At 72.0% G+C, this 16,295-nt stretch carries 21 protein-coding genes; 9 read left to right on the plus strand and 12 right to left on the minus strand.

What is annotated here, in order from left to right; all coding sequences use genetic code 11:
- The first annotated feature begins 115 nt into the window (after positions 1-115).
- On the plus strand, positions 116-667 hold the full coding sequence (locus ACWGB8_RS17525; protein WP_452214377.1) for an HhH-GPD-type base excision DNA repair protein: 552 nt from the start codon (positions 116-118) through the stop codon (positions 665-667).
- A 480-nt stretch (positions 668-1,147) separates the two neighbouring features.
- Here the strand turns inward: ACWGB8_RS17525 and ACWGB8_RS17530 are convergent, their stop codons facing one another.
- Positions 1,148-1,873: a hypothetical protein gene (locus ACWGB8_RS17530; protein ID WP_452214378.1), complete on the minus strand. Its 726-nt coding sequence runs from the start codon at positions 1,871-1,873 to the stop codon at positions 1,148-1,150.
- A 241-nt stretch (positions 1,874-2,114) separates the two neighbouring features.
- Between ACWGB8_RS17530 and ACWGB8_RS17535 the strand changes: the two genes are divergently transcribed.
- Positions 2,115-2,741 carry a hypothetical protein gene (locus tag ACWGB8_RS17535; protein ID WP_452214379.1) on the plus strand — a complete coding sequence of 209 codons (627 nt, stop codon included), beginning with the start codon at positions 2,115-2,117 and terminating at the stop codon, positions 2,739-2,741.
- A 179-nt stretch (positions 2,742-2,920) separates the two neighbouring features.
- Here ACWGB8_RS17535 and ACWGB8_RS17540 read toward each other — a convergent pair whose 3' ends face one another.
- Positions 2,921-3,238, minus strand: coding sequence for a helix-turn-helix domain-containing protein (locus tag ACWGB8_RS17540; RefSeq protein ID WP_452214380.1), 318 nt, complete (start codon positions 3,236-3,238; stop codon positions 2,921-2,923).
- A 169-nt stretch (positions 3,239-3,407) separates the two neighbouring features.
- On the opposite strand from ACWGB8_RS17540, the gene ACWGB8_RS17545 reads away from it, so the two are divergent.
- Positions 3,408-4,226 carry a hypothetical protein gene (locus ACWGB8_RS17545; protein WP_452214381.1) on the plus strand — a complete coding sequence of 273 codons (819 nt, stop codon included), beginning with the start codon at positions 3,408-3,410 and terminating at the stop codon, positions 4,224-4,226.
- Positions 4,223-6,016, plus strand: coding sequence for a hypothetical protein (locus ACWGB8_RS17550; RefSeq protein WP_452214382.1), 1,794 nt, complete (start codon positions 4,223-4,225; stop codon positions 6,014-6,016). The genes ACWGB8_RS17545 and ACWGB8_RS17550 overlap by 4 nt, the downstream gene beginning before the upstream one ends.
- A 274-nt stretch (positions 6,017-6,290) precedes the next feature.
- On the opposite strand, the gene ACWGB8_RS17555 is transcribed toward ACWGB8_RS17550, so the two are convergent.
- Positions 6,291-6,845 carry a hypothetical protein gene (locus ACWGB8_RS17555; protein WP_452214383.1) on the minus strand — a complete coding sequence of 185 codons (555 nt, stop codon included), beginning with the start codon at positions 6,843-6,845 and terminating at the stop codon, positions 6,291-6,293.
- 281 nt (positions 6,846-7,126) lie between these two features.
- On the opposite strand from ACWGB8_RS17555, the gene ACWGB8_RS17560 reads away from it, so the two are divergent.
- Positions 7,127-7,393 (plus strand): hypothetical protein, encoded by a 267-nt coding sequence (locus ACWGB8_RS17560; protein ID WP_452214384.1) that lies wholly within the window; start codon positions 7,127-7,129, stop codon positions 7,391-7,393.
- Between the two features lie 111 nt (positions 7,394-7,504).
- On the opposite strand, the gene ACWGB8_RS17565 is transcribed toward ACWGB8_RS17560, so the two are convergent.
- Positions 7,505-8,080: a TetR/AcrR family transcriptional regulator gene (locus tag ACWGB8_RS17565; protein ID WP_452214385.1), complete on the minus strand. Its 576-nt coding sequence runs from the start codon at positions 8,078-8,080 to the stop codon at positions 7,505-7,507.
- An 85-nt stretch (positions 8,081-8,165) separates the two neighbouring features.
- Here ACWGB8_RS17565 and ACWGB8_RS17570 point away from each other — a divergent pair, with 85 nt between their 5' ends.
- Both ACWGB8_RS17570 and ACWGB8_RS17575 read left to right on the plus strand, forming a co-directional pair.
- On the plus strand, positions 8,166-8,798 hold the full coding sequence (locus ACWGB8_RS17570; RefSeq protein ID WP_452214386.1) for an NAD(P)-dependent oxidoreductase: 633 nt from the start codon (positions 8,166-8,168) through the stop codon (positions 8,796-8,798).
- A gap of 2 nt (positions 8,799-8,800) precedes the next feature.
- Complete coding sequence (locus ACWGB8_RS17575) at positions 8,801-9,640, plus strand: SGNH/GDSL hydrolase family protein (RefSeq protein ID WP_452214387.1); 840 nt, start codon at positions 8,801-8,803, stop codon at positions 9,638-9,640.
- A gap of 237 nt (positions 9,641-9,877) precedes the next feature.
- Here the strand turns inward: ACWGB8_RS17575 and ACWGB8_RS17580 are convergent, their stop codons facing one another.
- The 5 genes from ACWGB8_RS17580 to ACWGB8_RS17600 form a co-directional block, all read right to left on the minus strand.
- Complete coding sequence (locus ACWGB8_RS17580) at positions 9,878-10,159, minus strand: transposase (protein ID WP_452214388.1); 282 nt, start codon at positions 10,157-10,159, stop codon at positions 9,878-9,880.
- 86 nt (positions 10,160-10,245) lie between these two features.
- Positions 10,246-10,545 (minus strand): transposase family protein, encoded by a 300-nt coding sequence (locus tag ACWGB8_RS17585; RefSeq protein WP_452214389.1) that lies wholly within the window; start codon positions 10,543-10,545, stop codon positions 10,246-10,248.
- Positions 10,546-10,836: 291 nt separating this feature from the next.
- Positions 10,837-11,508, minus strand: a complete 672-nt coding sequence (locus tag ACWGB8_RS17590) for a DUF3618 domain-containing protein (RefSeq protein ID WP_452214390.1) — start codon at positions 11,506-11,508, stop codon at positions 10,837-10,839.
- On the minus strand, positions 11,484-11,969 hold the full coding sequence (locus tag ACWGB8_RS17595) for a phage holin family protein (protein ID WP_452214391.1): 486 nt from the start codon (positions 11,967-11,969) through the stop codon (positions 11,484-11,486). Before ACWGB8_RS17595 ends, ACWGB8_RS17590 begins: the two co-directional genes overlap by 25 nt.
- Positions 11,970-11,972: 3 nt before the next feature.
- Positions 11,973-12,674 (minus strand): hypothetical protein, encoded by a 702-nt coding sequence (locus ACWGB8_RS17600; protein WP_452214392.1) that lies wholly within the window; start codon positions 12,672-12,674, stop codon positions 11,973-11,975.
- A 297-nt stretch (positions 12,675-12,971) separates the two neighbouring features.
- Between ACWGB8_RS17600 and ACWGB8_RS17605 the strand changes: the two genes are divergently transcribed.
- Complete coding sequence (locus ACWGB8_RS17605) at positions 12,972-13,499, plus strand: DUF6292 family protein (protein WP_452214393.1); 528 nt, start codon at positions 12,972-12,974, stop codon at positions 13,497-13,499.
- 151 nt (positions 13,500-13,650) lie between these two features.
- Here the strand turns inward: ACWGB8_RS17605 and ACWGB8_RS17610 are convergent, their stop codons facing one another.
- From ACWGB8_RS17610 to ACWGB8_RS17620, 3 genes are all read right to left on the minus strand, one after another.
- On the minus strand, positions 13,651-14,358 hold the full coding sequence (locus tag ACWGB8_RS17610; protein WP_452214394.1) for a YqjF family protein: 708 nt from the start codon (positions 14,356-14,358) through the stop codon (positions 13,651-13,653).
- A 281-nt stretch (positions 14,359-14,639) separates the two neighbouring features.
- Positions 14,640-14,984, minus strand: a complete 345-nt coding sequence (locus tag ACWGB8_RS17615) for a hypothetical protein (protein ID WP_452214395.1) — start codon at positions 14,982-14,984, stop codon at positions 14,640-14,642.
- A 96-nt stretch (positions 14,985-15,080) separates the two neighbouring features.
- Positions 15,081-15,509, minus strand: coding sequence for a helix-turn-helix transcriptional regulator (locus ACWGB8_RS17620; protein ID WP_452214396.1), 429 nt, complete (start codon positions 15,507-15,509; stop codon positions 15,081-15,083).
- 126 nt (positions 15,510-15,635) lie between these two features.
- Between ACWGB8_RS17620 and ACWGB8_RS17625 the strand changes: the two genes are divergently transcribed.
- Positions 15,636-16,052, plus strand: coding sequence for an STAS domain-containing protein (locus ACWGB8_RS17625; RefSeq protein WP_452214397.1), 417 nt, complete (start codon positions 15,636-15,638; stop codon positions 16,050-16,052).
- Positions 16,053-16,295: the final 243 nt, after the last annotated feature.

A 16,295-nucleotide genomic window follows, 5' to 3' on the forward strand; every position in this document is an offset into this window, starting at 1 on the left:
AGAATGACGGTCGTCGAATCGTCTGTCCCGAGGGGTCTCGCGTGGCGGTTGCGGTGCGGATCGCACAGCAGGACCAGGCCGACGCTCTCCTCGGACGCAGTGGCCTCGCACCCTGGTGGCAGCGCTGATGGACGGCCAGGTGCCCACCGAGCGCGCGTTCGCCGCCCCGATGACGATCGCGCTGCGCCTGGGGCGCGAGGACCTCTACGCCCAGGAGCTCGCCTTCTACGATCCGCGCAAGCTCATCGCGCTGTTCACGGCCCCTCCCGCTGTCCACGCCTTCCCGGCGCTGACGGCCCGGCAGGTCCAGGAGCTGTGCCGCTTCCTCCTCGCGCGTTACGGCGGGGATGCGGCCCGGCTGTGGAAGGACACCTCGACGGGCAAGGAGCTCCTGGGGCGGGTGAAGGAGCTGCCGGGCTTCGGCCGGCAGAAGTCGCAGATCTTCGTCGCGCTCCTCGGCAAGCAGTACGGCATCCGGCCCGAGGGCTGGCGCGAGGCGGCGGGCACCTACGGCGAGGAAGGCGACTTCCGCTCCGTCGCCGACGTGACCGGTCCTGCCTCGCTGGCGATCGTGCGGACCTTTCGCCAGGAGGAGAGACGCACCGCGAAGCGGAGGCCGGGACCGTCCTCGGATTCGACGGAACGCTGCCGGTCCCGGCAGAGCTGAACTCCACCCCGGCGCGGAGTACCCCCTGCGGGGCGTCCGGCAGCTACTTGTTCCCCGGTTCGCCCCGGCCGGAGACCGGACCCGCCACCGGCCGCACCCCCGCGGCCCGACCTCGGGCCGCGGGGGTGCGGCCCGGGTCACGTCGTGTCAGCCGGTCACGCTCGCCGGTGCCGGACGGCTGCCCAGCCGATCGGGGCCTTGCCCGGGGCGGTCGTGCGGCGGTCCGGGGGTCGGCACAGCGAGCAGACAGGGGCAGGCCCGCGGGCCTGCCGCTGTCCCCGCCGTTGGCGGGCCCGGGTGTTCTGTGCGCGCAGAACGAAGTGATCGACCCTGTGATAGTGCCGGGCTCCCCGCCCTCGGCACGGATGGCTACCCGGTGCCGCCCGTCGGGGTGTTCACGAGTAGGGCTGATCAGGGGCTGAGAACGCCGGTTGGAGATCGCTTCCCGTCCGTCCGAAGATCGCTTCCCGGTGATTCGGCTCAGAAGTCAGGGTGAACACGTAGCGCGGCAAGGGCCTCGGGTGCGTGATCGGCCTTGAATGACCAGCCCGGCATGGCACCCCAGGAGATGGACAGCCGAAGGTAGTCGACCAGGGTGACACCTGGCCGCCCACCGACACCATGAATGACTGGGTCGGCAACCGTCTCGGTCATGAAGACGTCGTGGGTGGATCCGCTGACGTTGGCCTTGTGGAGCTCGTCCGGCGCGAAGTCGAAGACGAATCCGCGGTTCGCAAGGTCCGGGTCCTCTTCTTCCTGGAAGCGGTACTCGTCCCAGCTGTAGCGGAGGTACTCGACGTCCGGAAGAACCAGCGGATCCGGAAGGACACCGGCCACGCCAAGTTGGTCCGCTGAGTCGAAGCACTCGTCCAGTGCCGGGCAGTCACCGGCGAACCACACCCCACCCACGTATCGGAGGCACGCGTCGAGAGCTACCGGCATGGCTCCAATCTCACCAGCGAGCACGTCCAGGTCCACGCGGTCCGCGTCCACAGGCGGCGTCAGGAGCGTGCCACTGGACACGAGGCCGAGCGCAGTCAACTGCTCTGCCAGCCGGGAAACATGCCCGGCCACCCGTTGCATCGTGTGCGACGCCACAGAAGCGCAGTCCTCGATCAACGTGTCGGGAACCGGTCCCAGGCGTCGGAGTTCGGCCCAGGCGCCCTCGTGGTCACCAGCGATGTAGCGCCGCGTGTAGGAGGTCATCGGGGCAGCCTGCCTGACCCCCATCTCGACAGCAAGCTGACTGCTCAAGCGGCTGGCGTCAGGTGAACATGACACTGGGCCTGAGGCATCGGGCAACTTCGTCCGCCATCGGTCATCGGGAGACCCGGCTGCCGACGGGAGTTGTCCGGTTTGGGGCATCTGTGGTCACCGCCTGCGGGCGTTTGGGGCTCGCCCATACGGTTGCCACAGGTTGTGGCCCGTTGGGTAGGCAGGGTCGGCGATGGTGTCGCTCTTCCGACGGTTGGACGAGGAAGAAGCCATCGTGCGCGGCGAGTTGGACGCGCTGCGGGAGAAGCTCGCGTCCGCCGAGGAGCGCCTGGCCCGACTGACGATCACCCGGGAGACCGCGCTGCAGTTGCTCGGCAACCAAGCCTCCGAGGCCGATCTGATGCCCGCCCCGGCGCCTGCAGCGGTTGCCGTCCCCGAGGCGATCTGGGCCCCAGCGACGGTGCCCTCGCGGAGTCTGGATGAGCTGGAAGCGAAGCTCGCCGCGATCACGGCCCAGTTCGACGCTCAGCCCAGCGCCCCTCAAGCCGCCGCTGCGGCGGCGCCGGTCGAGAGGCCTGCCCCGCCGGTGGCGGTGTCGGGGCGGTTGGAGTGGGCCGAAGGGATGGAGAGGATCCTCGGCCTGCTGGCGACGGCGGGGCGGGTGATGCAGGCGCGGGAGATCGCGGTGGCAATCGGCGAGGACACGTCGAGCCCTGCGCGGGTGGAGACGACCCGGGGCCGGTGCAAGCGGCTGGTGAAGGAGGGCAAGGTCATCGAGGTCGAGGCCGGCCACTTCCGGATCGCTACGCAGTACTCCTCGGTGGCCATGGCCGGGGGGGAGGCGCCCGGGGCGAGGTGAGGAACGAGCGGGTGGCGCCGCCGGGGGTCCAGCCCCGGCGGCGCCGATGGTGCGTCAGCTCCCAGTTAGCGGCTTAACGCGTCTTCGAGGGTAGTAGGAGTGTGCTCTCTCGGAGGGGCGGTGCCGCGAGTACATCCAGTCCCGGTCGCATCCGGTCGCGGCCGGGACGGAATCGAGGCTCAGTGCCCCACGGTTCGATCAACCCTGCTCTCATCCGGCCAGAGCCTTGCGTCCAGCGCGGCCACGAGGCGGGCGACGGTGGCCACGTCGGGCCACGAGTGGCCGGCCAGCAGGTTGGCGATGGACTGCCGGTTCACCCCGGACGCGGCGGCGGCCTGCCGCAGGCTCCACTCCCGCTCGGCGAGCGCGCCGGTGAGGCAGGCGGAGATCCGCCGCACCGCCTCCACGCCGGGCTCGGCGGCGGGGACGCGGGGCCAGGTTTCCGGATTGTCGGTCAGCTCCCTGGGGGAGCGCACGCGGGCGTGTCCGCCGACCATGCGCGCACCATCCTCTCCGTTGAACTGCGGGAATGCCCTGACGGCTGCTTGAGTAGCCGGTATTCGTGGACCGTGGTCCCTTGATCAGAAGACGTCCGCGAAGATCGTCCGCTACCGTCCGCGCGACCCGGCTCCGGGCTGGGACAAGGTCGCGCCGATCGTCCGGTCGGTGGTCGCGGCGACCGTCACCCAGGTCCCCTACGACGTCGAACGGCTCCTGCACGTCACCTGTCGTCTCGCCCTCTGGGCCGATGCCGCGGGCCTGCCGGGTGAGCCGGACGCCTGGCTGCGGGGTGAGGTGATCGACGCGTTCGTGCTGTCCTTGGCAGGGCTCTGTGAGCCCACGACCCTGCAGACCTACCGGACCTGGCTTCGTCGAGTACGCGACGCGCTGGCCTGGACCGACCGGGGCGAGCCCGTCCCGCCCCGGCTCCACGCCCCAGCAAGCCCCCATCAGCCCTACGAGGGAGCGGAGTTGGCGGGACTTCGGCACTGGGCGAACCACCTGCCCTGGCGGCAGCGGTCGGACGGACTCGCGCTCATGGGCCTGGGCGCCGGTCTGGGGCTGATGCCGAAGGAGATCGCCGCCACACGGGGCCTGGACCTTCAGCGGCACCAGGAGGGACACCCGCTGGTCCGCCGCGGCCTCGGCCGTCTGGTCGCTGCCAGGCCCGAGTGGGAGGACGACCTGGCCGAGCTCGCCGATCGCGCGGGATCCGGGTTCCTCTTTCGGCCGGGCCGGCAGGTCGACTACGCCAAGAACCTGATCAGTTCCTGGCCCCAGACGCACCCGACCCCGGCGGGGCTGCCCGCGCTCTCGGCGGGGCGGCTGCGGGCGACGTGGATCGTCGCCCTGATGCGGCAGCGGATCTGCCATGACGTCATCGCCCGCGCCGCAGGCCTTGCCTCGGCGGCGTCCCTGGCCCGCTACCAGCACTTCGTTCCCCCGCTGACCGACGCCCAGACCCTGCGGGCCGACGCGGCGTGACCGTCCCCAAGGCCTGGCGCGACGATCGCAGGATCCGTAACTGCCGACCCGCTCCGGCCACGGACGCGCCGGCGCTGATCCCGGACTCCAAGGTCGGCCAGCTGTCCCGGCTGGTCCGCGAAAGCGGTGCTCTGGAGCCGATCAAGACGGAGCTCGGCGTCCGGCCCGGCCCGGAAGGGCTCTCGGTCCACACGGTGCTGACCGGACTGCTTCTCGCCCTGCACTACCACCACGGTTCGGCCCAGCTCGGCGACGCCACCCGGGTCCTGCTCGACGAGATCAGCGACACCGCCAAGACCTGGCTCGGCGTCGACGGCACCGACCGGACCGACCCGCATGCCCGGATCGCGTTCGCCAGACGCGTCTACCGAACATTCGACCGGATCACCACCGCGCTCGATCCCATGCGCGTCGACCGCCGCAAGCGCCTGCCGCTCGACGAGGCCCGAGCACACGCCGCAGCCTGGGAAGACCCAGATCCCGACCGCGTCCGCCGCCGCACGGTGCTGCAGCAGATCAGCGACGCCCTCGTGCTGGCCCCGGTCCGCACCGCCCTCCGACGCGGCCACCTGCGGGGCTGGCCCGGCGACGTCGGCGTCGACACCACCGGCGTCCCCGCCTGGCACCGCCCACCCAGCAAACGCCGACAGCTCGGCTCCATCGAGACAACCGCCGGCTGGCACTTCAGCGCGGGCGCGACCGAGGGCGTCTTCGGGCACAGCCTGACCGTCCCGGTCGCCGCCAGCCGCCGCAGCAGCAGCACGGGCAAGCGCGCCAGCCGTCACCCGCAGCTCGCGCTCGGCGCGGTCCTGGACACCGGTGGCAAACGCGCCGGCCCCAACGCCATCCACGCCCTGACCGTCCTGGGAGAGCTCGGCCTGCCCGCCGGCATCCTGGCCGCCGACCGCGCATACACCGACCAGACCACCGGCCACTTCCAGGCACCCGCCCGCCGCCTCGGCTACAAACTCGCCCTGGACTACAAGCAGGAACAGCGCGGCATCCAGGGCACCCACCTGGGCGCCGTCCTCGTCGACGGCCACCTCGCCTGCCCGCTCATCCCCGAACAGGCAGCCACCGCGACCACCGGCCTCGGCGACACCCAGATCCGCGAGATGCCCGACAGCCTCGCCCGACAGATCGCCGCCCGCGAGCCGTTCCTCCTCAAGCGCAAGCAGGGCCCCGACCCCTCCGGCACCATCCGCCTGCAATGCCTGGCCGCCGGACCCTCCCCATCGATCACCTGCCCCCGCTTCAACCGGCTCCACCCACCGACAGGCCGCGCACCCGCAGTCATCGACCTCACCAACGCCCGGCAGACCGCCGCCCACCCCGCGGCGAAGCCCGCCGCACAGGTCAGTCCGGCCGAGCGGCTGCGGCCACCGCCGGAGAAGGAACTGCCGAGGATCTGCCGCAAGCCCACGATCACCGTCCGCCCCGGCGGCCTGGGCAAACTCGACAAGTTCCGGCAGGACCTTCCCTACCTCAGCCCGGCCTGGCACGACGCCTTCAAGCCCATCCGGGCCAACAACGAGGGGATCAACGGCAGAGCCAAGGGGCACCGCCTCGACATCGCCGAGCCGAAGAAGCGCCTTGCCCACGGCCGCGCCGCCCAGACCATCCTGATCGCGCTGATGATCTGCACTCTCAACCTGCAGATCCTCCACGACTGGCAGCACGCCACCGGCAGCCGGACACCAGAGCCGGTCCAGTCGCCCGGGGAGGGTGCTGCGGAAGGCCCTGTCACGGCCACCAGCTCGCCGAACAGCCGCCCACCGCCCTCCCGCTGACGAGCATTCCGGCCGCGTCCCGAAGATCCAGTCCCTCGACCGCCGTTGGTCCCCAGGCTTGCGGCGGCCGAGGCATGCCCTCCGCACCCCAGACCACCCCCGAACCGCCGCCACAGACCGCCCGATGCCAACTCCGCCGGCCCACCGAGTTCGCACACCGCCTCGAACAGGCCCGCAGAAAGCAGAAATCCCGCCTGGCCACATGGACCAGACGGGATCTCGTCAACCATTCCCGAGCTATCTCAAGAACAGTCGCCGTCGGCCTGGAGTGGAATCAAGCCGTCGTGGCCAGGGTCGGCCCGCCGCTGGATGGACCCGTGGCCTTGGACGGACGCTGCTCGGCGGCCCGGCGGCTGTAAGCGACGGTCAGCACTGCAACCAGGGGTCCCCAGGCGAGCATCGGGGCGTAGCAGGCGAGCATGACCTGGCGGGCGGTTCCCTGGGGGAAGTCGGGATTGGCGAGCGGGCCGTTGGGCGCCAGGGTGAGCGCGGCGCACAGGGCCGTGACGACGAAGGCACCGAACCCGGCGGTCGCGGTCACGACGGCCGGCGGGATGCGGCGCCCGCCCACGAACGGGATGCGGTGGGGAAGCCGTTCGCCCCAGGGGCGGACCAGGGCGAGGGTCAGCAGCGAGGCGGCCTGCGAGGCCACCGACAGGACCAGGACGTAGACGAGGATGTCGGTGCCGGTGTACATCGCTGCGAGCTCGCCCGTGAAGCCGACGTCGACGCCGAAGCCGAGCGCGAGCCGCCACAGGCAGGACGGGACGGTACACAGCACGGTCGCCCAGGCCGCCAGAACGGCCCAGCGGGGAACGGCGGCGGTCATCGGGATCTCCTCGAAGGACGTGGGGACGGGTCGATGGACTGACGATCCCGCACCCCGCAGGCGCCCCGCCTCGGTCCCAGTGGCGAACCCCCTCCCCCGAACGGGGGAGTCGTGGGTCTGGCCCAGGTTTTGTGGTCGGTGACGCTCGGTGCGGGGCGCCGCAGCTACCGTCGCCCCGCACCGCCGAACGACTGGCGCACCGTCCGCTGCCCCGGCCAGCCGCACAGTGGGTCGCCGTGGTGGGCTGCGCCGGTCCACCCTGGACGGCAGGACTGGTCGCGGTGGGTGACGCCGCACTCGCCGTCGACCCGCTCTCCTTCTCCGGGCTGCGGCACGCCCTCGACCTGGCCAGCCCCGCCGCCGCCGAGGCCACGCTCGGCCTGCTGCGCGGCGACGAGCGGCCGGCCGACGACTACGCGCGTTCGGTACAGCACGCATTCCTCGAACACCTGGCAGGCCGTCAGTTCCTTCACGCCGCCGCCACCCGCTACCACGCTGCCGCCTTCTGGAGCCACCGATCAGACCTCGCAGGTCCTGGGCATCTGTGACGCCCAGGACCAGTCGACCGCTCGCAGCTCAGCCCGTTGCCTGCCCATGGTCTCCTTCCGCCTTGGGGTTGGGCTTCCCAAGGCGGAACCGGAGCCAGTTCGTCGGGTCGGTCACAGCAGGGGTCTGACAACCGCTCGGGCGAGGGCTGCTGCGCATGCGCGCGGGGCGGCGGCAGCACCCGGTCCTTCGGCGTAGTAGCGCAGGAACGCCTCCTGGAAGCACGCGCCGATCAGCAGGGAGGCGGACGCGGCCGGGTCGGCGTCCGGCGCCACGCGCCCGAGCTCCTGTTCGGCCCGCAGGTAGGCGGCGAAGCCCGCGACCGCTTTCTCCGGGCCGCCGCCGTGCCGGCTCATCGCCACCCGGTGCGTGGCCATCCGCTGCGGGTCCGCAAGCAGCGCCCCCAGCATCGGGATCGACGCTTGGTAGAAGTCCAGGACCGCGTGCGCCAGTTCGGCGAGGTTGTCCTCCACCTCGCCCGCGCCCGGGCGGACCGAGACCCGGGAGAGGCCGGGCACCCGCTCTTCGAGCACGGCGAGCAGCAGTCGCTCCTTGTCGCCGAAGTACTTGTAGAGCGTGGGTTCCGAGACCTTCGAGGCCTGGGCGATCTCCTTCGTGGTGGCCTGTGCGACACCGCGTGTCCGCAGGATCTCCGCAGCCGCGTCGAGGATCCGCTCCCGCGTGCTCATGGCGCCTCCCTCCTCGTCCATTGACAGGTTAGTGAACACTAGCCACCATAGGGGCTAGTGTTCACTAACCCCCTCTGGAGGGCACATGCGCATGACCGTTTTCGGTGCGACCGGCGCCACCGGGCAGCACCTCGTCAGCCAGGCACTCGCCGCCGGCCATCACGTCACCGCCGTCGTCCGGGACCTTGCCCGTCTGCGCCAGGCGGACCACCCCCGGCTCGAACCGGTCACCGCCGATGTCATGGACCCCGACGCGATCGCGGCCGCCCTGCGCGGCCGGGACGCTGCGACATCGGCCCTGGGGCCCCGTACCAAGGACGACGTGTCGGTGTGCGCCGACAGCGCCCGCGCGATCATCACGGCGATGCACACCGTCGGCACCCGCCGCCTGGTCGTCGTCACCGCCAGCGGCCACGTCGTCGACTCCGGCGACGGGCCGTTCACCCGCACCGTGGTCAAGCCGCTGCTGCGGCGATATCTCCGGGAGGGGTTCGCCGACTTCGCCCGCACCGAGCAGGCCGTCCGTGCCAGCGGCCTGGACTGGACGATCATGCGGCCGCCACGCCTCACCGACGGCAGCCGCCGCCCCTACCGCACCGCCGTCGACCTCAACGTGCGCGGCGGCATCACGATCGCCCGCGCCGACCTCGCCCACGCCGCCCTTGCCGCTCTGGCCGACCCGGCCACCGTCCGCCACACCGTCGCACTGGGGTACTGACCATGAGGAAACCGGGCACGAAGAAACGCGTCATCATCGCCCTGTCCCTGCTGCTCGCCGGTCTGCTCGGCGCCGCGGGAACCGTCGGGTACCTCACCTTCCTCCGGTCGCCCACCAACCCGCCGGCCGAAGCCTGCGCCGAGGGGCGCAAGCAGGGCGCAGGTCCAGTCGTCGTCGCGGCCGGCGCCAGCATGACCCAGGGCACACAGGGAGCGGACTGGGTGGGCGCGCTGCGCGACCGGCCCGAGTTCCGGGGATACGAGTTCGTCAACGCGGGCGTCAACGGCAGCACCAGTGCCGACCTGCGGGCGCGGGTCGATGCCGATGTGGTGGCGTGCAACCCGGACGTGGTCACGCTCCTGGGCGGTACCAACGACGTCCGCAACGGCGTACCGGTGGATCAGTACAAGGAGAATCTCGGCGCGATCGTCGACCGCGTCAGAACCCGGACCTCCGCCCGGATCGCGCTCATGTCCCTGCCGCCCCTCGGTGAGGACCTGAATGCCGACATCAACCACAGGCTCGACGCCTACAACGCCGCGATCAAGGAGACAGCCACCCGCACCCACGCCACCTACCTGCCCGTCCACGAACAGATGGCCGACATCCTCCGGCAGCGCGGCAACGACGGAGCCTCGTACGACTTCAGCTTCGCCCTGGCCTACCGCGCGGCAGCCGAGCACTACCTGCTCCGCCGCAGCTGGGACGAGGTGGCCCGCGGCAACGGCCTTGAACTGCTCGTCGACCACATCCACCTGAGCGACCGGGGCGGAGCGATCGTCACCGGCCTCGCCGCCCAGTGGCTCTCCGCAGGCGACGGCCCCGCGACGAGCCGGCCGTGAACCAGAGCCCACAGCATCCGCCCGGTGGGGCCGGCTCCTCGCCATCCTCATCGATGTCGCTGTCGGCGGGGAGCGGGGTCTCCCACTGCGGTTCGGGCTCTGGCTCGATAACGGGGAGACTGTGCAGGCAGGAGCGGTGGCCGAGCACAGCGCGCTCGACAGCATGAGTGAGGTTGCGCCAAAGGTGGAAGCGGTCGGCGACCTGCAGTGCCTGGGGCGCCGCAGTGCTGGCGGCCTTTACTGGTGGAGTCGGGTATTGGCCCGGTCCCGGCAGATCACCTCGACCTGCGGCTGGCCGGCGAGCCAGGGGCCGAGCGTGGCCGCGTCCCGCTCGGGGAGTAGATCCAGGACCCGATGGGAGATGGCGTCGATGATCACCGTGCCGTAGACGTGGCCCTTGCGCAGCGCGAAGTCGTCCACCCCGATCGCCGTCGGGGCACCGACGGGCTGGTCCGGCAGCTCCATCACCCGCCGCAGCAGCGTGCTGCGGCTCCCACGCAGACCCAGCAGCCGGGCCATCCGCTCACCGGCCCTGCCCGCGAGAGCCAGCCCCACCGCGGCGACCGACGAGCGAAACCGCTCGGTACTCTGCCCGTGACGGCGCGTCAGGCCCTCAATCTGCTCGACGAACGTCCGCCGCGGCACGACTCGTCCGGGCAGGCAAACCGGCGCACCCGCAGCACGAGCACGACCCGCCGTCCCGCGCTCGGCAGGTCGGCCGGGAACCGCAGGTAGGAGCCATGCACTCGATTCGACCAGGCGCCGCAGCCCGGGCAGTTGGCGCCGCCGGCGGTCGATCGCGCCTCCAATCGCACCACGGGACCGGCCGGCTCCACCCGGACAACCGCCACCTCCGACACCGACGGGAACAGCAACTCCCTTAGCAGGGAACACGATTGCGTCACAACCCCCGACTGTCAGCCACACAGAACCCGAGCCGACGACTTTCAGTCGATCTACAAGCCCGGCCGACCACCGATATCCATCACGCACCGTCACCTGTCACACAACTTGGGCCAGACCCGGAGTCGTTGATGTGCTCGACGACCCGGACGGTGGTCGGCTGCGTGGTCCCAAGGAATGGGGCGCCGCCGGGCAGGCCGCCCAGGAGCGCGGGCGGCCTCCTGCGAGCGCCGCCGCGCGCGTGGTTCGGCTTCTGCCTTCGCCGCGGCCCCTGCACTACCGCGGGATCTTGCCTACTGGATCTCCTGGCGTGTCTGCTGTGCGGCGTCGTGGCCGGCCCGGCGCAGGTCGTCGGCCGCCGCTTGGGCTGCCTCCTGGCCGGTGTCCTTCGTGGTCTGCACGGCTTCCTGTGCGGTGGACCTGATGGAGGCTGCGGCTTGGGCGGCGGGTTCGCGCATGCCCTCCTTGACGTCCTGGACGATGTCGGTTGCGGTCTGCTTCACGGGCTCGATGAGTTCGCTGCCGTGCTCGCGCAGTTGGGCACCCGCCCGTTCTTCGGCTTCGGAGACCGGGAGGAGCGCTGCGGCGAGCATCCCTGCGCCGAAAGCGACGAGTCCGGCCGCTATCGGGTTGCCGCGGGTGCCGCGGCGCAGCTGGGCGGGGGCCTGCTGGACGGCTTCGCTCATCTGGGAGGTGGCGTCGCCGACGGCGTGGCCGAGGTTTTCGGCGGTGCGGGTGGCGGTGTCGGCGGCGGTGCGGGCGGTGTCGCCGGTGCTGTGGGTGGCGTCCGTTGCGGATCCCATCACGCTCTCCTTCACACTGGTCAGTCGCTTTCGGGTGGCGTCGACGCGGCGGTGGGCGATGCGGCGCGGTGCCATCCGGTCGGCCAGGAGGTCGACGTTGTGGGCGAGATGGGCGCGGCGTGCTTCCACGTGGCTTCTCAACTGGTCGGGTGTCGTGCCCACTGGGCGTCCTCCTTGAGCGTTGCGATGGTCTGTTCGGGCTTGAGGTTCACGTTCCTCAACCGTTTGCGGCCTGCGGTGTACAGGCAGGCGGCAGCGGTTGCCCACAGTGCCGTGACGATGAGTGCGGCCCAGGCCAGGTCGATCGCGTGGCCGAGGGCGAACATCGCGGTCAGGCTGATGAACACGAGGACGAGGTGGCCGGCGTAGCCGGCCCCGGCGAGCATGCCGCCCGCCTTCCCCGCTTTGGCGGCCTCGTCCTTCAGCTCGACCTTGGCCAGGTCGATCTCCTCGCGCACCAGCTGGCCGAGGTCGTTGGTGATCTCGGCGATCAGCTCGCCGACGGAGGTGTCCTGGGTTCCCGTGCCGGCCGCTGCGGCGGGCGGGGCCGGGCGGGCCGAGGGGGCGTCGGCCCGGGTTCGATAAGTGGATGTGGCGGGTGGCCGGTCGTAGGCGGTGGCCACGGCTCACCTCCCCGGTCCGGCTCGGCCCGTCGGCCCGGAGGCCGGGGGAGCAGGTGTACGCTCCTGCGCGTATTCGGGCGTCATGTGCGGGGGTTGCGACTGGCCGTACTCGTTGTACGGATCGGTGACCGCGTCTGCGGCCGAGGCCTCCCTGGTCACCGGCGTGCGCGGTGCAGCGTGCGTGCTGTGCCGGGGGCTCGCTCCGGCGGGTGGGGTGCTTTTGGGGCCGGCCGCCTCGGCGGGCGAGGGGGCGCCGTTGGTGTCCGATGCCGCACTGACCCCCTTGCCTGTGCGCCCGAGGGCGAAGCCGGCCAAGGCGGCGCCGGCGAGGAACAGTGCGGGGCGGCGCCGGGCGAAGTCCTGCACGTCGTCCAGCAGACCTTCGGGCCCGCGCTGTTCGAGGTGGTCGGCGATCCGCTGGCCGCCCTCGGCCAGGCGCCGTACGGCCGTGGTGGCGGGGGAGTGGGGCTCGCCGTGCTCCCCCATCTGCTGGAGCTCGCGGGCGAGGCCGTGGACGTTGTGCGCCAGGCGTCGGGTCTGTGTCCGGCTCTGCTCGCGCACTTCCTCGCGCAACCCCGTGGCAAGGTCGCGGGCCTGCGAGAGCGCTTCGCCGGCGACGTGTGCTGCCTGCTCCTGGGCCGTGTCCGCCACTTCGGAGGCCTGCCGGCCGGTCGCGGCCGCACCTTCGCCGACCTTCTCCTTCACGGTGTCTGCGATTGCCGCCGCTGTGCTCTGGTCCGGACGGCCGGGACCTGTCGTGTCACTCAAGACCCCTCCAGGGTCGAGTCGGGTCGTTGCTCGGCCACGACGCCTACCCAAGCCCCGCGCGCCCTACCACCGACGCCCCGATTCGGGTGCGGTGGTAGTCGCTGTGAACAGGCGGCGGCGCCGCCGGTCCGGGCGGCGCATTCCTCCTGAAGCGCCGCCGCCTGCCCGGAAGGTCCCGGGATGGCGCGGCGCGGTACCCCGGCTCCGTTCGGCAGGCGATTGATCCTGAACCCCATGAGCGACTTTCCTGCCCTGCCGCCTCCCTTCCCGCCCCTGTCCGGCCGCCATCCGAGCGGTCCTGGCCTGGCCTACCTGCGCGCGGTTGCCGCCGCCCTCGGCCCGCACACCGAACCCACCCGCACCAATGACACCCGGACGGGCTGGCTCGGCGAGCACGAGGTGGCGCTGCGCGAACTGTCCATCCATGCCCTGCCCTGGATGCTGATTTGGGACCAGGTCCACGGCTGGCAGTACCACCACCACGGGCTCGACGACGACCGCCGCGACGACGGCCCCGCGCCGCGCTACCGGCTCGTCGAGGGCGCCATCGTGCCCGCCCCCACCGACGCCGCCCGCGCCGCCCACCTTCTCGCAGCCGGCCGTCGCTGGGACCTGCCCGTCCGCGCCTGCGAAGTCCTCGCCCCCTGCGGCACCCGCCTGTCACCCGCACTCCAGGACATGCTCGCCGACGGCGCCGTACGCCCCGACACCGCGCTGCGCCTGGCCGCTTTCGAGGCCGCCGAGGTCGTCCGGCGGGAATGAACTCCCGGTAGGCGGCCTGCGCCTGCGGGCTCGGCGGGGCGTCGGTGGCGGTGGCGGTGGTGAACCAGGATGGAAGGACGACCGCGGAGGTCTCAATGCCACCGGCGGCACACCCCTGCCCTGAGCCGGAACGGTCGGGTCTCCGTAGGTGTCACCGGGCGGGGCGCGTCAGCCCGAAGCGCACGCGTCGCACACCGTCGGAGAAGTGGACGAGCGGCGCGTCCGCGGGATCGGGCAGGCCTGCCGCTCCGGTCATGTCCTGGGTGATCGCGTGGTCGGTCGTGCCCCGCAGCGGCCACGGCTCGTGGTCGACCGGTGTGTCCCACAGCACGCCGAGATGGTGGGTGTAGGCGCGCCAGCGGGAGGTCAGCCAGACCTCCAGGCCGTCGGGTACCAGCCGGGGCCCGGGGCGGAGCGAGACTCGGTAGGAGGCGGTGCGGCCCATCCGGCGCCCGTGGTAGTCGAGGAGCCCGCCGGCCTCGTCCGCCTCCAGGTGCGCGAGCCGGTACGGGGCGCCCAGGAGCGCGTTGGCGGCGACGATGAACGGCAGGTGGGTCGCGTCGAGGGAGAAGAACCACAGGCCGTCGCGCCCGTGGGGGCCCCGGACGTAGGTGCGGACATTGGTCTCCCGGAACGTCTCCGAGGCCAGCGGGAGGAGAGCGGCGACCCGCACCCGCGCCATGGTGAACGGGGTCAGCCCCACCCACGCCCGTCCCGCGTACTGGTCGACGGTCAGCCCCGCCGGCAGCAGCCGCTGGACGGCATCGGGTGGGTAGGCCCAGTGGACGAAGGCGATGCGCAGCCACGCCATGCCCAGGGCGGGGATGGCGATCCGCTGCTCGGGGTAGTGCGCGGTCATGACCCGCGCGTGCCCAAAGCCGTCGAGTTGACGCCCCGGAACGAGGTGTCCGGATTGCCGGAGGCTCCCGAAGTGTCCGAGAGGGCGGGGGCGTCAGGAGGCGGCGCGGCGGCGGGGGTCGGCGTGTTTGAGGGCGTGCCGGAGTTCGTCACGGCTCATGGCCGCGCGGTGAGGGCTCGAGGTCGGTGGCGCGTTTGTGGAGCTCGGCCTAGGTGAGCTGTTCGAGCTGCTGCTTGCCGGTTGCGCCGAGGCCAGTTCGACGCAAGGCCCCGTCCGGGCTGTCAGGGCCGGTCGTCGTGGTGCCCGCACAGCCACGCGAGCGCCGCGAAAGCGCCCAGCAGCCAGTCGGTGTCCGCCACGCTCCGGCCCGTGCCCATCCGGATCTGCACCTCCGCGGCCTGGCACTCCGCGAGCAGCTGCGCCCGGCAGGGCCCCACCGCCCCCACGGCCTGGGCGGCTGTGGCGGGTGCCAGGTCGCGGGTGCCCACCGCCCACCGGTAGGCGTGCAGCATGCCCTGCTCGTAGTCCGTCCACGGCCGGCGCCGTATAGAGAGCTCCTCCAGCGCCGCGAACACCTCGCTCGCCGGGCGCACCCCCACCACCGCTGCCGTCTCGTCGGTCGTCATACGAACGACGCTACGACCGGGCAGCCGCACGTGTGCGGCTGCGTTGCGCCGACCGGACCGACCGCCGCGGCGCGCGATCGAGAGGCCCGTTGGCGGCTACGGGGCAGCGGCGTGGTCCGTGGGGGAGTGGGAGCGGGGGCCGGAATCTGCGTGCCCGTCGACCTGCCGCAGGTCGGGGGGCTGCGTGGCGGCGGGTGTGTCTGCGTCGAGGGTGATGTCGGGGTCGGTGAGGAGGGTGAGGAGGGCTTCGACGGGCAGGCCGCCCTCGGCGGGGTGGCGCAGGTGGGTGTGGGGGGCGATGCGGTAGCGGTTGCGGCGTCCGTCGCGGGTGTGGGTGAGGTAGCCGTCGCGCTCCAGGTCCCCGACGACGGCCTGGACGGCGCGCTCGGTCAGCCGGCACACGGCGGCGATGTCCCGCAGGCGGGTGCCGGGGTCGCGGGCGATGGCGGCCAGTACCCGCGCGTGGTTGGTCAGGAACGTCCAGTTCTCCCGTGCGCGCGCGGCCGGAGGCTCGGTGTGTGCCATACCCACCATCGTAGGATCCGTGGTTCCGGTTCTGCCATGACTGAATCACTATTCGTGTATCGGTTGACCGACAAAGCGGATCGGATCACCCTGGAAGGGCACCCAGCGCCGAGCAGGAGTTCCCCGATGCCCGCCGATCCCTCCGCCGACACCCCCCTCGTCGACACCGAGGCCAGTGCCGACCCGCCCGCGCGCACCCGCATGCGCCTGGCCGACACCCTGGTCCTCGACATGACCACCGGCCCCGACCGCACCCGCGCCGCCCTCCACGGCGAAGTCTTCCTCGACAACGCGACCGCACTCCACGACGCCCTCGACAAAGCCCTCCACACCAGCGGAACCGGACTCGACCTCGACCTCGCCCCCCTCACCTTCTGCGACAGCACCGGCCTCAACACCCTGCTGCGCCTGCGCCTGGCGGCCCTGGCGGAGGGCCGCACGCTGACGGTGGTGGCGGCCAGCCGGCAGGTACGGCGCCTGTTCGAACTCACCGAGACCACCGATCTGTTCACCCCGCCTGTTCGCGGGAGCCGAAACCCGTGACCACCCTCTCCGACCCACCGCGATCCCCGCCGACGACCACGGCCTGGGCCGTCGGCCTCCACTGCACGACGGCCGGCTCCAGTTGCTGCTGCGCCTGCCGGACGGGCGCACTGCCGTCAGCGCACCCCTCACCGCCGCGGAGGGTGCCATGATCATCACTGAGACAGCGCGGAGCATGCCGGGTGCAGGGCGTCCATGATCCTGGCCGGGGTGCCCGGTGCGGGGGAGCCCCAGGGAGTGGTG

Source organism: Kitasatospora sp. NPDC054939 (assembly GCF_053610105.1).

Bases quoted from the DNA above. Each gene is read 5' to 3' on its own strand.
- ACWGB8_RS17530 (WP_452214378.1), bottom strand. From the start codon at position 1,873: ATGACCTCCTACACGCGGCGCTACATCGCTGGTGACCACGAGGGCGCC.
- ACWGB8_RS17535 (WP_452214379.1), top strand. From the start codon at position 2,115: ATGGTGTCGCTCTTCCGACGGTTGGACGAGGAAGAAGCCATCGTGCGC.
- ACWGB8_RS17540 (WP_452214380.1), bottom strand. From the start codon at position 3,238: ATGGTCGGCGGACACGCCCGCGTGCGCTCCCCCAGGGAGCTGACCGAC.
- ACWGB8_RS17555 (WP_452214383.1), bottom strand. From the start codon at position 6,845: ATGACCGCCGCCGTTCCCCGCTGGGCCGTTCTGGCGGCCTGGGCGACC.
- ACWGB8_RS17565 (WP_452214385.1), bottom strand. From the start codon at position 8,080: ATGAGCACGCGGGAGCGGATCCTCGACGCGGCTGCGGAGATCCTGCGG.
- ACWGB8_RS17570 (WP_452214386.1), top strand. From the start codon at position 8,166: ATGCGCATGACCGTTTTCGGTGCGACCGGCGCCACCGGGCAGCACCTC.
- ACWGB8_RS17575 (WP_452214387.1), top strand. From the start codon at position 8,801: ATGAGGAAACCGGGCACGAAGAAACGCGTCATCATCGCCCTGTCCCTG.
- ACWGB8_RS17580 (WP_452214388.1), bottom strand. From the start codon at position 10,159: ATGGCCCGGCTGCTGGGTCTGCGTGGGAGCCGCAGCACGCTGCTGCGG.
- ACWGB8_RS17605 (WP_452214393.1), top strand. From the start codon at position 12,972: ATGAGCGACTTTCCTGCCCTGCCGCCTCCCTTCCCGCCCCTGTCCGGC.
- ACWGB8_RS17610 (WP_452214394.1), bottom strand. From the start codon at position 14,358: ATGACCGCGCACTACCCCGAGCAGCGGATCGCCATCCCCGCCCTGGGC.
- ACWGB8_RS17615 (WP_452214395.1), bottom strand. From the start codon at position 14,984: ATGACGACCGACGAGACGGCAGCGGTGGTGGGGGTGCGCCCGGCGAGC.
- ACWGB8_RS17620 (WP_452214396.1), bottom strand. From the start codon at position 15,509: ATGGCACACACCGAGCCTCCGGCCGCGCGCGCACGGGAGAACTGGACG.
- ACWGB8_RS17625 (WP_452214397.1), top strand. From the start codon at position 15,636: ATGCCCGCCGATCCCTCCGCCGACACCCCCCTCGTCGACACCGAGGCC.